At 37.2% G+C, this 13,626-nt stretch carries 11 protein-coding genes and 1 pseudogene; 6 read left to right on the forward strand and 6 right to left on the reverse strand.

All coding sequences use genetic code 11. The features are described 5' to 3' along the window. Window positions 1-972 (reverse strand): nucleoid-associated protein (locus DC53_RS20235; RefSeq protein WP_033028232.1); only part of this gene is annotated, 972 nt, incomplete at its 3' end. A gap of 356 nt (window positions 973-1,328) precedes the next feature. Here DC53_RS20235 and DC53_RS21550 point away from each other — a divergent pair. The 3 genes and pseudogenes from DC53_RS21550 to DC53_RS20220 all read left to right on the forward strand — a co-directional run. Then, window positions 1,329-1,532, forward strand: a pseudogene (locus DC53_RS21550) (tyrosine-type recombinase/integrase); the annotation flags it as partial. 228 nt (window positions 1,533-1,760) lie between these two features. Further along, entirely contained in the window at window positions 1,761-2,801 is a 1,041-nt protein-coding gene (locus DC53_RS20225; RefSeq protein ID WP_033028234.1) for a hypothetical protein, read from the forward strand. Between the two features lie 688 nt (window positions 2,802-3,489). Next, window positions 3,490-5,028: a T6SS phospholipase effector Tle1-like catalytic domain-containing protein gene (locus DC53_RS20220; protein WP_033028235.1), complete on the forward strand. Its 1,539-nt coding sequence runs from the start codon at window positions 3,490-3,492 to the stop codon at window positions 5,026-5,028. An 11-nt stretch (window positions 5,029-5,039) separates the two neighbouring features. Here the strand turns inward: DC53_RS20220 and DC53_RS20215 are convergent, their stop codons facing one another. Continuing rightward, window positions 5,040-5,354 (reverse strand): hypothetical protein, encoded by a 315-nt coding sequence (locus tag DC53_RS20215; RefSeq protein WP_033028236.1) that lies wholly within the window; start codon window positions 5,352-5,354, stop codon window positions 5,040-5,042. A gap of 13 nt (window positions 5,355-5,367) precedes the next feature. Next, on the reverse strand, window positions 5,368-6,333 hold the full coding sequence (locus tag DC53_RS20210) for a YHYH protein (RefSeq protein WP_033028289.1): 966 nt from the start codon (window positions 6,331-6,333) through the stop codon (window positions 5,368-5,370). A gap of 218 nt (window positions 6,334-6,551) precedes the next feature. On the opposite strand from DC53_RS20210, the gene DC53_RS20205 reads away from it, so the two are divergent. Then, window positions 6,552-7,313 carry a sulfite exporter TauE/SafE family protein gene (locus DC53_RS20205; protein WP_033028237.1) on the forward strand — a complete coding sequence of 254 codons (762 nt, stop codon included), beginning with the start codon at window positions 6,552-6,554 and terminating at the stop codon, window positions 7,311-7,313. Window positions 7,314-7,518: 205 nt separating this feature from the next. Here the strand turns inward: DC53_RS20205 and DC53_RS20200 are convergent, their stop codons facing one another. Then, window positions 7,519-8,154 (reverse strand): SDR family oxidoreductase, encoded by a 636-nt coding sequence (locus DC53_RS20200; protein WP_033028238.1) that lies wholly within the window; start codon window positions 8,152-8,154, stop codon window positions 7,519-7,521. A 534-nt stretch (window positions 8,155-8,688) separates the two neighbouring features. Continuing rightward, window positions 8,689-10,698 carry a bifunctional tRNA (5-methylaminomethyl-2-thiouridine)(34)-methyltransferase MnmC2/FAD-dependent 5-carboxymethylaminomethyl-2-thiouridine(34) oxidoreductase MnmC1 gene (gene mnmC / locus DC53_RS20195; RefSeq protein ID WP_033028239.1) on the reverse strand — a complete coding sequence of 670 codons (2,010 nt, stop codon included), beginning with the start codon at window positions 10,696-10,698 and terminating at the stop codon, window positions 8,689-8,691. A gap of 179 nt (window positions 10,699-10,877) precedes the next feature. Here mnmC and fabB point away from each other — a divergent pair, with 179 nt between their 5' ends. Together fabB and DC53_RS20185 are read left to right on the forward strand one after the other, a co-directional pair. After that, complete coding sequence (fabB, locus tag DC53_RS20190) at window positions 10,878-12,089, forward strand: beta-ketoacyl-ACP synthase I (protein WP_033028240.1); 1,212 nt, start codon at window positions 10,878-10,880, stop codon at window positions 12,087-12,089. A 130-nt stretch (window positions 12,090-12,219) separates the two neighbouring features. After that, complete coding sequence (locus DC53_RS20185) at window positions 12,220-12,729, forward strand: GNAT family N-acetyltransferase (RefSeq protein ID WP_033028241.1); 510 nt, start codon at window positions 12,220-12,222, stop codon at window positions 12,727-12,729. Between the two features lie 188 nt (window positions 12,730-12,917). Here the strand turns inward: DC53_RS20185 and DC53_RS20180 are convergent, their stop codons facing one another. Next, entirely contained in the window at window positions 12,918-13,304 is a 387-nt protein-coding gene (locus tag DC53_RS20180; protein WP_033028242.1) for an MmcQ/YjbR family DNA-binding protein, read from the reverse strand. Window positions 13,305-13,626 lie beyond the last annotated feature (322 nt).

A 13,626-nucleotide genomic window follows, 5' to 3' on the forward strand; every position in this document is an offset into this window, starting at 1 on the left:
CAAAATTAGTTGACCACTACAGTCGATGGTTATTTCGTCACCTAATTTAAAATCCTTAAGAGCTAATTCCATAAAACGCTCTGCAACATCTTCATTCTTATCATTTGGAAAGAGCATTTTAGATATCGAGTGCAGACTAACCTTTTGGTCTGAATGATTATTAACTCTATCAAGACAATAGGTACGGACTTGTTCAAGCATTTCAGCCGTTTTCTCTTTAGTAATTTTTTGCTCTTTGCATATGGCTTCAATAGCTTCTTTAAGCGCATTTGTTTCTACGACGTGATTTTGAGTCTCAGAGCAACCTAAGAAATCTTTGAAATACTCTCTAACAACACCAGTGCCTTTTCCTAACTTAAATGATAAGACTCTATCTAAACCTTCATGCCAATCATCTAGGGAGATTTTAGCACCTAAATTTAAAGAGTCTAAATTGACTCTCTCTATATCTTCAAAGGTTAATTCATCTTCATCTATATCCGTACCAGAAATTCGATTCAAGAAAATTAAACATAAATAAAACTTTTTATCTAAATCATCTAAATCATCTAAATCATCTAAATCATCTAAATCATCTTCATCTAAATCATCTTCATCTATTTCAGAATACAAATAAGTAACAAGAAAACCGTCTTTTGCTATTTTACCTTGTCCAGAATTAAGTTTCTTAGCTAGTAGCTTAGAAACTCTTAGGGCAAAAGATTCAGGTTTCTCAATGAAAAAGTTATCATTGACATCGATGTATTTATTTAAACTTTTTTCAAAACTAAAAGGCTCATTTCCATTCTTTTCGTCAGTTAAAAAATCGCCTATAAGGATGCCTGAGCCTTTGAAAATAGATGTTAGCTTCTCTATAACTGAGTCTGAAATATCTCGTATGTTTGTTTCATCTTTTGTCACGGCAACAGCATTGCCATTATTTTCATCTCTTTTAATCGAGGAAATTATTACATTGTGCATTTTCGAAATCATGTAAGATCCTTCTAAAACTAACATCTCTCATATTTGTCCACATTGTGCCCAAATATAAAAGATTACACAAGATACTTAAAGACTGAATAAGAGCTTAATATATTGATTTAAATGCAAGTGTTTGTTTTTGTTGGTTGCTTGCAATAATTGAGGCTTTTCGGACGGGGGTTCAACCCCCCCCCAGCCCAATAAAGGTTTTTGAACTCGTTATTCGAAAACCATAAGAAACCCGCAAATTGGTTAATCCAAATTTGCGGGTTTTTTTATGCTTATAATTTAATTATTAATGATTGTTCAACGTTTGTAATAACTAAGCCTTAGCTGCTATTTCAGCTTTGTACAGCGCAGTAAGTAAAACCAATATTAACTTGCCAAAGGGGCAATGTAGCCATGCTTTAAGGCATACTTTCACGAGTCATTTTATGATGAACGGAGGGAATATTTTACTGTTACAACAAATATTTGGTTATGCAAAGATTGAGCAAACAATGGTTTACGCGCACTTTGCACTAAGTCATTTGGAAGATGCAATTAGGCTAGGGCCGAAAATTGGCTTCTAAAAACATTTATCAGTAAGTAAATTCTAATTTCAAATGTAGCTTGTTATTCAAAAGTGAGGTCTATTTTAGGCCGTCTATTTGTAATTCCCGTGGTAAATAGTGGCGGTCTTATATGCTGTTTAGCTCATTTTTCGGGAGGGTGTAAAGCTTATTCACACGAAATCGTACACTTGCATAAACTTCTATGCTACGGCAAACTGATACTGTTAATAAATACAGTGGTGACATATGAAAATTAAAGCTCATGCTAAATGTTCAGAAGGGAATTTGATATTAAATAGCCATACAGGTAGGCCTGAGGTTCACTATGTATGGGACGTCTTAGACAAGCGTGACAATTTTCCTCTTGAGTTTAAAAAAGAAAATCTAACTTACGTGAGCATATTTGATTCTAAGGTTGAAATGACTGCTAGGTTGCCAGGTTCATTTGCTTACAAGTCCAAAGCAACTTCTGCTGGTGTAACCAATAAAGATAGTGAACTTGTTTCACATGAGATGTTTATTCAGGTTCTTGAAGAGTTAGGAGTCGTAAATTTTAAAATTGGCAATAAAATATATCCATTTGAATTTGAAGAAATTTCATCGAATAATTTAAAGGTTCAATTTGGAGAGGGTCGCTATTATTATCCAGACCTTGTTGGACGTTTTAAAGCTCGTGATGATAACCCTTATCACGAAAAATGGGGAGGTAAAGTAGCTATCGAAGTCACCGTAACCCATCAATGTGAAAAAGTAAAACTTGTTGAATTTAAAGACCATAATATAGCTATCCTTGAAGTTAAAGTGCGGGATAGTATGCGTTTCTACAGAGAGGGAAAGGGGCAAAGTAGAAGTAGAAAGTTGACTTATACGTCAAAAGATTTGAAAAGTTACTATGACTATCTTCATAAAAGGCTTAGTAGTGAAGTATTTGCATCAATTCTGTCAGATCCTATTTCTATAGGGCATCATAAAAGTTTAATGAGTAACTTGAGGTTAAATTACAAAAAACTAAATGATGATTGTAAGAAGCTAAAAACCTCTTATGATGAATTAAGAGAGGAGAATGGTTGCCTTGTAAATAGACATAACTCAAAATTAGAATTGACAAAGAAAGATAAGGAAGCACTTCAAACTAAAGTAAGGGAGCTTGAGGGTCAGTTAATTTATCTAAAAGAAAAAAATAAGAATAAGGCGTTAGATGCAAGGAAAGCAGGAGCTGAAGCAGAGCAAATAAATGTTAAAGCTATGGGCTTTTGGGAGCTTATTTCTTTTTGGCGAGCCAAGTAACAAAAGCCGGTTAATAAAAAATGCTCACTGTGTTGGTTTCTCTTAACATGAGAGTAGATAATAGCTCAATCAGCCATTATTTTAAAATTAAATAAATGTCCATATGATGCCCAAATCCAATAAATTAGACAAGACTGTATAAGCTACTAAGAGTAAATAACATTCCACCTTCAAGCTAAGCTATTGTTTTTATTGTGGATGTGTGGTTGGTGAGGCTTTCGGGCGAGGGTAAACTTCCTACGCTATCAATTTGGTTTTATCATATCAAAACAGATACTATCAACCCGCAAATTATAAAAATCAGCTGCTTTTTATTGTCTGTAATATTTCAAAATACCTGCCAATTTTAGAGCATCATTAACAATGTGTTTTTGAACTACAGATTTTCGTTTTTAGGATTTTATTTTTGACTAATTAACGTTTGTCACTTAATACTTGAACTCAAGTAACAATAAGTAATACCAATCCGCAATAATACTTAATCAATTTGAGCGATTAAATCTGGCGTTAACTGCGTAAAAATTTCTGATATACGACTACATCTCGATGCTGGATGCAGAGCAATGAGTGATAACAACTAAATAACGAAATTTTTGCCTTATTATCGATACGATTTTCTTAGCTCAAAATAATCTCTTAATTAAGCGAATTGATATAATAAACATTAATTGATGCAAGGAAGTTAATTATGGCTAACTTAGTAATTTGCTGTGACGGCACATGGAATAATCCTCAACAAGAAGACAATGGTGCTCCTGCACCAACCAATGTCGTCAAGCTCTACCACGCGCTAGCGAAAAAAGATAATTCAGAGGTCACACAAAAGTTGTACTACCACCCAGGTCTTGGGGGCGAAGAAACGGGGCTAAAAGATTCTATAATTGACGGAGCTTTAGGTAAAAGTATAAAAAGGCATATTTGTAGTGCTTATCATTGGTTAGCGAGTAACTACAACGAAGGCGACAAAGTATTTATTTTTGGGTTTAGCCGAGGAGCATTTACGGCGAGGAGTTTAGGTGGGTTGTTAGGGCTTGGGCTACTTGATTTTAATAAGCTTGAAAATAACAAAGCGCGGTGGGAAAAGACTCATGGACATTTTGAAAACTATAAGTCAAAACTAGAGAGGATCCCTAAGAGTTTATATATTAACAATAAAAAAAGCTTACCTATTCATTTTATAGGCGTATGGGAAACGGTGGGGGCATTGGGTATACCAAATGACATGGAGCTATTTAACTTGTTGGATAACCCTGCGTCATGGCGTTTTCACGATACTAGTTTGGGAAAACATATAAGTATTGCTAGGCACGCAATGGCAATGGATGAGAAGCGAAGTAGTTTTTGTGTTACTCGCTGGAGTGAAAATTTAGTTGATCGAGACGTTAAAGAAATGTGGTTTCCGGGCGTACATTCCGATGTCGGTGGCGGGTATTATGATACAGATTTATCAGATATTGCACTTGAGTGGATGATCAAGGAAGCGCAGGAGAGCGGTTTGTTTTTTCGGGATAACATTTTAAATCAGCTTAATCCAAATCCTTGTGGCGTACTTCATAATTCATTTAAAGGAATATTTGCTAAGTTTAGATCTCGTCCGCGCAATGTGGATTGTGTGATTACAGCAAATAATGAAAATTTCCACGAGAGTGTATTTAAGCGTCAAGAAATATCGCCTATTGAACATCCTGAATATTGGCCAACAATAAAATTAGAGGTTGGGGAATCGACGGTTGTTAATGTATTTGCTAAGCAACATTGGACTCCAACATATATTTACATGAATAAGGGTGAGCGGTATATTTTTGACTCTGAAGGCGAGTGGCAAGATAGTAAAGATGAATGTGATTGGCTTGGTACAGAGGATGGAAAATTAACGGCGGGCGACATTATTCGATTTGCATCATCTATTTTGGGAATGACTGAACGTAAATTTAAACAAGCAACGCAGAATCGCTCTACCGATTTTTGGGGAACTAAACGGGTAGAGCATATGCGATGGTTCATTGCTGTTGGGTGTATCGCAAACGATTCTGGTAAAGCGCAGGCGGTTACAAACGATGGTAGTCCGCACCCTCATCAATATGAAGCTCTCTCACATTATCAAAAAAACTCGAAGACGTTACAGATTAGCTCCTCGGGCTATTTTTATGCTTTCCCAAATGATGTGTGGTCTTTGTACCATAATAATCAAGGCTGCATTCAACTCAGGGTAACTCGAAAGTCATAGTGGCTAAAATATTAATGTGTAGCCTGTTTACTTAACTTATAAGCAGAGCTTTGAGGAGTCACTTCATTTTTCGTCCTTTTAGTGGCTTTTTCTATTATGTTTTCGAGAGGTTGAGTACGTACACACACAAGTACATTATTCATTGCTTGGCAAGTACCGGTTGCTTTTTGATTATGTGTTGTATCGGTGCACGTTTGGTTAAGGTTTTTGTTTTCACATGCATGCCAAGGTGCGGTATTACCATGGCCTGCGTGGCTAAACGCATAAAATGAGTTGCCTAATGTAAAAGTCACAATAACCATTTTTGATATAGTTAACATTTTCATTTTGTTGTCCTTTTTATTGTGCGGTTTCGCCTTTGTAACAACCAATAAACATATTTTCTGAGACGCTTGCTGCATGGTAATGATAGCCGCGTGTGTCGTCGTAATGTCCTCTGCATTCATCTAAATCAGTTGGTTCTGTATTATTGCTCCCTAGCATGGCAAAGATCCCAAAACCATCAAATGCATAACCTACCATTGCAGCATGTCCGTCTGATTGAGCTTGCGTTTGGCTACAACCTGCTTCGCCATGATAGTGGTAGCCTTCATTAAGGTTTATGTGGCCTGCACAATCATCAAATGCGGCTATGGTATAGGCACTTAAAATGGCATCTACAGGGGCTGGAGCAGCTAACACAACTCCATTAAGCGCGATGCCTATATTTGATCTACCAACACTATTTGCTTGGTTTGCGGTTACGGGGGTTATAGGTATTAAAAATGATTGCGAGATACCACCATTTACATACTCTATTGAACATTCTACGCAGTGGTTTTGGTATTGTTCTTCTACATTGGGCCTTGCTGCACCATCGCATGATGCATACGTATTTGTGATATTTACTTGTCCTGTGCTTTCGTCATAAAGTTTCCAGTGGCTATCATTATATAATGCGGGTAAATTTAAAATAAAATCACCGGTAATGTCATATACCTTGCCATTACCATCAAACCAAATACCCGCTTCATCAGCATTTGAGGTAATCGTGTTTGGGCAAAAAATACCTATTTCATGATTTGCAGGTGCACCTGCAATCTCAATTTTATAGCATGACGTTTCATCGCCATTACTTAATGTACACAATTGAGTTGTTATAGCTGATACCAATGCACCACCTTCGAAATTAAAAGGGTCTACTTCTATTACTGTAGTCGTTGTTGTATTGGGTGAAGTATTATCAATAATAATCGCTTCTGTTTCAGTTGTGTCTTTGTCGTTATTGCTACCACATGCTGATAACCCAATGGCTGTTACACTCATGAAAACAAGCTTTAAAAACTCTGATTTTAGTTTTATCACGTGATTAATCCAAATAATGAAGTGGGGTATAGGGTATTTGTTAAATGTGCAAATAAAGCGCAAAAATTAAGTAACATTACACGCAGGTAAAATGGCTGTTCAGGCTGATGAAAAATAGCAGTAGACCTTGGTATATTTAATCGCCATTATTATGGCTCTATTAAAAGCATGGTTTACAGATGGATTTATTTACCACCGATCTTATTTCGCCTCTGTTGGCGAGCGTTTTTATTGTGTTAGCGGGCTTCACTTCATTTTTTTCAGCAGCATTCGGTGCTGGCGGCGGGTTGATGTTGCTTGTTGTAATGGCATCATTTATGCCAATGACGTTGGTTGTGCCTGTACATGGGCTTGTGCAATTAGGTTCGAACACAAATCGGTTATTACTCACTTTTAAGCATATAGACAAAAAAATGTTTATTTATTTTACGCTTGGAGGGAGTGCAGGGGCTATATTATCGAGTTTTGTTATTGTCGATATTCAACTTGATGCTATGAAATTAATAGCGGGGCTTTTTGTAATTTATTTATTGTGGGGAAAAATCCCCACTGCGTTACAAAGCAGTTCGGTCGTGTGGCGTTTTTTTTCCGGCTTTGTTACCACGTTTATTTCTATGTTTGTTGGGGCAAGTGGGCCACTCGTTGGAAGTTGCTTGCACATGAGCAATTACAGCAAGCTGCGATTTACGGCGACGTTTTCTGGCATTATGTCGGTTCAACATTTATTTAAAGCGGGTGTATATGCAGCGGTTGGTTTTAGCTTTTGGCAATGGCTGCCTTTGGTTGGAGCAATGATTTTAAGTGGTGCATTAGGTACATGGTTGGGTGTTCGATTACTGCATCGTATACCGACAGAAAAATTTAAGTGTATTTTTAAATGCATATTAACATTACTGGCATTACAGCTAGCTTGGCAGGGCCTTGAGGTAATATTTAATTAACTTGAACTCTGGGCAATAAATCTATCTCAAGTAGTTATTTTAAGCGCTAACTGCGTTGAATTTACTTTGTTCTCACTGAAAGCTCTGGTTAGAGATAAATAAATTTAAATATTATTATGGTTCAATATGTTAGTAAATCCCTTAACCAGAGTTCTGGTTAAGGGATTGGTATTACATTGTACTAATTTTGTGGTTTTGTTGGCGTTTATTTAACAGCGGATTTGATAGGTTTGTCACCATCGAACAGTTCAAAAATACGGTTGCTATTTGGGCTGTTAGTTGCAATATGAAGTAATGCATTAGCAACATTTTCTCGGCTGATTTTAGCTTTGTCACTATCTTTAGGGCGTTCGGTTGTTACTGCTAACGATGCTTTTTCGTCGGTTAATGTAGCAGGGCGAATAATTGTGTAATTTAAGCCACTGTTAATTAAATGCTCATCAGCCATATGCTTAGCTACAAGGTATGGTTTTAAGTCGCCATCTATTGAGTCGGGATCGTCTGCACCAATAGAGCTAACCATGATGAAGTGTTTTGTTGAATGTTCACGGGCGTAGTTTGCAGCTTTAGTTGCTGCCCATAAATCAATTAAAACGGTTTTGTCGTCGCCAGTACTACCGCCCGAACCTGCAGCAAATATAACTTGATCGCAGCCTTTTAGCGCGTTGCTAAAGTCGCCTTCGAGATCTTGCTCTACAATACTTAAAAAAGGGCTTTTTAAATCACTTAGCTTGTTTTTATCACGCACTAGGGCAACCACATTTTGTTCATTTTTTAATAATAACTCAGTGGTCATTTTACCAATTTTACCGCTTGCGCCAATAATTAAGGTCTTGCTCATAATTAATTCCTTCTTAACTAGTACCAATTTTATTAAAAAGTGAATATTCTGGCGAAGATAGTAACTTACTAACGTTGTTAAAATTATTTATACAGATCACTCTATGTCATAATTTTTACTTTGTTATTAAGCTATTTTTCATCGTTATAATAAATCACTAATTTAATGCTGTTGGTATAAATAAATTGAAAAGTAATGTGCTGTGTAAACAGACCTTGGGGTAGGCGTTTATTTTTAAAGGGTAAATTTGAGATTAATTAGTAATATTAAATAAAATAACGTGGTTTAAATTGGATACTTAACAGAGCATGATAAAAATGACTATTTTACGTTTATTTTTCAATAATAATACTGATTTCTGGTCACATAATCACGTTGGTACAAACTTATTCTTACACTGTGTTTTTGGTAGTTATAGAAAAGGGTTCGATGGGTATTGTTTCCTTTATTATGTAATGGCGCTTTGGCTAGGGCTGCTAAATATTGCAAAAATTAAAAATAATATCCTCAGTGATAATACTTTCATAAATGCCTTTATATTTTATTACGTATTAAATCACGAACTATAAAGCGGGCAGGATGAATAGCTTGGCTAACACGCTCGCTTAACGGGCGAGGCTCATTGTTTAAACAGCTAATAAGGTGCTCTGCACTGAGTGGGGCACTACATAAAGCGCGGGCGCCAAAGCCGGTAAAAATATGTAGGCCTTGTTGTGGCTTATTAAGTTGCTCATATTGATAGCGTTTACCTAAACGTAGGTTAGCAAAAGCCATAGTGTAATCACTTTGTTCGCACCATTGCCCTGCCATTGGTAGGTGATCTATAAATGTGCATCGTACAGCTGCTTTTGCCGAGGTAATATTGCCAAGGGTTGAGGCAAATTCACTTTGCTGATAAAAGCTAAGTAGTTGCTCTTGGTTTAATTGGTTGTCGAGCGCGGTAACTTGACGGCTTTTAGTATTTTTTTCAAACGTTGCACCCATACAGTGATGATCTAAATAGGCTGGGGTAAAATACCCTTTATGGCATAGCACTGTTTTAAGTTTGCGTGATTGCTCACTTGCCTCAATATGTGAAACTTGCCCGCGTACGCCTACTATTGGTAGCGCTTTTGTTTGCTCAAATGCATCACTGTGCTCGCCTGCACACATAATTACATCACTAAAAGGACCTAACTGCTCATCATTCGTTAATAAAAACCAACCGCTGTCAGTTTTTTTAAGCTGTTTTATATTGCAGTTAAATACGCTTTTAAATGGGTTTATGCTATTTGCAGCGCTTAACATGGCGTTTACTAATTGCGGAGGGTTAACCCAGCCGCCTTGCTCAAAAAACACGCCCGAATAACCTGTTTCTACGCCGGCTATTTCGTCGCCTTGCTCTGCGGTTACGTTGTGCATTAGCTGGGTTGGCCACAGTTGTTTTTGTGCTAAGTTTTCATGTTTATCGGCGAGAGGCTTTTTTACTGCGTGTTGTAATACGCCGCACCAATCGTAATCAAAATTAAAACCACTGCTAAGTAAGTTGTTATATAGGCGCTTTGCGTATAAAAAGCTATGTGCGAACAATTCACTGTGCGGTGAATTTTTAGCTTGTAGGTGAGGGTAGATAGCACCTTGCACATTGTGCGATGCCCCCATAGCTGGTTTTTCATCTTGGCAGAATAATTGGCTTGCAATACCACGCTTAGCTAAGCTGTATAAAATGCAGCTACTGGCTATACCGCCGCCAATGACCGCTACATTTTTTAAAGCGCTGCTATCTTGATGAAAATATGCAGGAGCTGATTGAGCATCATTTACGCACTCTAGTTGGCCAACAAGCATATCTCTTTTTTGGCCAAAGCCTTTGGCTTTTTTAGTATTAAAGCCTGCATCAATTAATCCACGGCGAACAAAACCTGCTGAAGTAAATGTTGATAAGGTTGCACTTGCCCTTGATATATTGACCATAGAATTAAATAAACTTTGCTGCCACATTTCGGGGTTTTTACTTGGCGCAAAACCATCTAAATACCAAGCGTCAACAATTCCTGTTTGCGGATAGCTCATTGCTTGTATTGATTCAAGTGCATCACCAAAGTATAAATCGAGAACAACAAGTCCATTGTCAAATTCGAGTCTGTGGCATCCTTCTAAATTAATTGGGTATTGTTTAGATAATTTGTTACTAAAGGCGCTTAATGATGGCCATGCCTGTAGTGCTTTGTTTAAATCGTCTATGTGCAGTGGATATTTTTCAAATGAAATAAAGTGTAAGCGTTTAACACCATTATCTAATTGATTTTGAACTTGTTGACGTGCAAGGTGGTCAGTAAAGCGTTGCCATGTATTTAAAAAGTTTAAACCTGTACCAAAGCCGGTTTCGGCAATAACAAAATGTGGCTGGTCATGATTTTGTAATCGTGCATCTATATTATTTTGCTCATAATACACATAATGCGATTCAGCTAAGCCATCGTCATTAGAAAAATAAATATCACCGAAGTCATTAGCGAAAGGTGTACCTAAATTATTAAAGTGTATATGTGCATTTTTGATCATGATTTTTTAATTTTATAGATATATTTTTTAATTATTTTACGGGTTTTCTTTGAAATAGTCTGGCGTTATTTATAAGCTAGCAGTTCAGAGTACAAGTGTACGCTAGAAAGCTGACCACTTAGGTGATTAAATTCGCGTAAAATAGAATGCAATTAAGTATTAAGCTAAGGGAATTACCCATGAGAAGAGCTGTAATTACAGGTATCGGTGTTGTATCAAGTATAGGTAACAACAAAGAAGAAGTATTAGAATCGTTAAAAACGGGCAAAAGCGGCATCGCTTTTAATCAAGAATTTGCCGATTATAAGTTACGTAGTAACGTATCGGGTAAAATTGATATTGACGTTAAAGCACACGTTGACCGCAAAGCAATGCGCTTTATGGGAGATGCTGCTGCTTACTCTTATATTTCAATGACGCAAGCAATTGAAGACTCAGGTTTGTCTGACGACCAAGTATCAAATGAGCGCACGGGTATTATTGTTGGCTCTGGCGGTGGTTCGTCTAAATGGCAAGTAGAAGCTGCTGATATTTTACGTGAAAAAGGCGTAAAACGTGTAGGGCCTTATATGGTGCCACGCACTATGGCGAGCACTACATCTGCTTGTTTAGCAACACCATTTAAAATTAAAGGTGTTAACTATTCAATTAGCTCTGCATGTGCAACATCTGCGCATTGTATTGGTAACGCGGTAGAGCAAATTCAGCTTGGCAAGCAAGACGTTGTGTTTGCTGGTGGTGGTGAAGAGCTACACTGGACATTGGCAATGGAATTTGACGCTATGGGCGCACTTTCTACTAAATACAATGAAACACCTGAAAAAGCATCTCGTACATATGATGCAAATCGCGATGGTTTTGTTATTTCTGGCGGTGGCGGTATTGTTGTCGTTGAAGAACTTGAACATGCACTTGCACGTGGCGCGCACATTTACGCTGAAATTGTTGGCTACGGTGCAACATCAGATGGCTACGACATGGTTGCTCCATCTGGCGAAGGTGCAGCACGTTGTATGCGCCAAGCTATGCAAGATGTAGACAGTATTGATTACTTAAATACTCACGGTACATCTACACCTGTAGGCGACGTTAAAGAGCTTGGTGCAATTCAAGAAGTGTTTGGCGGTAAGTCACCAATGATCAGTGCAACTAAAGCTATGACAGGCCATGCTCTAGGTGCTGCGGGTGTTCACGAAGCAATCTTTTCATTATTAATGCTAGAGCACAGCTTTGTAGCGCCTTCAATTAATATTGATGACCTAGATGAGCAAGCGGCTGGTTTAGATATTATTACTGAACGTCGTGATGTTGAACTCAATACGGTTATGTCAAATAGCTTTGGCTTTGGTGGCACAAACGCGACTTTAGTAATGAGTAAATATAAAGGCTAATTGGTTCTACTTAGTTTTTATATAATTTATAGCCGCTCACTTTATAAGTGAGCGGTTTTTTACTTAAGAATTTATAAGTTATTGCGATTGTTTTTCGTGCTTTTTATTAATAATCATTTGTAGAGGGCCTATGCAGTTATTTACAGAACGATTAAAAATGCGGCAATTGAGTGATGCTGACTGGTCTGTTTTTTTGCAGCTCCATCGTGAACCCGACGTGCTTGAATATTGTTTTGACATGCCAAAAGAAGTATTTGTGAGACAGCGGTTTGAGCAGCGCTTACCTATTTGGGATCCAGATTCTCGCCATCCATTATGCTTTGCTGTTATAAACAATGAAACACAGGAGGTTATAGGTGTTACAGGTTTTACTTATGATGGAATAACTGCCGAACTAGGGTATTTATTTTTACCAAAACACTTCTCTAAAGGGTACGCAACTGAGTCGTTAAGAACCGTAATCGAATGGGCGTGGCAAGAATGTGGTATCAAACAGTTTAAAGCTGTGGTGACACGGGGTAATACAAGCTCAGAAAATGTATTGAGCAAATGCGGATTAACACAGACAGATACTATACCTCAATCACATATTATTGCTGGTACGCGTTATGATGATTTAATTTACACACTCAAAGTCTAATACCAATGCGCAATAATACATAATCAATTTGAGGGTTAAACCTGGCGCTAACAGCGTTAAACATTCTAAGTTACAAATTTATCAAGGCTATTAAACAGCCCAAGACTGGAAGATTCTAATCTTGAAAGGTTAACAACGCTAGGTGGGTTTATTGGGCTAGAAAGCTAGCCCCTAATAGAAGTAGACGTTTACAAATGCTGCTCTATTGTTTTGCGATCTTTTTCTTGCATGTTTTCCACGACTAAATTAAATGAATTATCGATCATTCGTTCTATTTCGCCTTGTGGAATCGAACCATCTAAAATAACAGTATTCCATAACCGTTTATTCATATGATAGCCTGGGATCACTGCTGGGAAAATATCGCGTAACGAAAGTGCTTCATCGGGATCGCACTTTAAATTAAGCCACCAAATAATTTCTCCATCGTCATTTGTTTCACCATCATTGCCAACGGCAAGAGTAGCAAACATTTTATGATTCACTTTATAAACATCAACCTCTTGAGCAAACGGTTTTGTAACTTGAACAAGTGGCTTTTTAATTAAATACTCATGCACTCTTATTTGGTCCATGATCCATTCCTTGAAGTCATACTCGGTACACATACCATAGCATTATTTTATTAGTTTTGTGATACGAAATATCGATTGTCTTCATTTTTTTTAGCATTAATACACTGAAGTATTGGAAGTTATTTATACTGATACAGAGATAAACCTTCTAAATACAAAAATCAGCCTATGAGATATTATACCAACCCGCAATAATACTTAATCAATGTGTGGTATTAAATCTGGCGTTAACGGCGTTAAAAACTTCTGACAAAGAGCAACTAAATAATGAATCTTTGCCTTGTTACCAACAAGGCTTGCTTACCTAAAGTAAACCACTTAA

The sequence above is a fragment of the Pseudoalteromonas fuliginea genome, from assembly GCF_000690055.1.
Taxonomy (GTDB): Bacteria; Pseudomonadota; Gammaproteobacteria; order Enterobacterales; family Alteromonadaceae; genus Pseudoalteromonas; species Pseudoalteromonas fuliginea.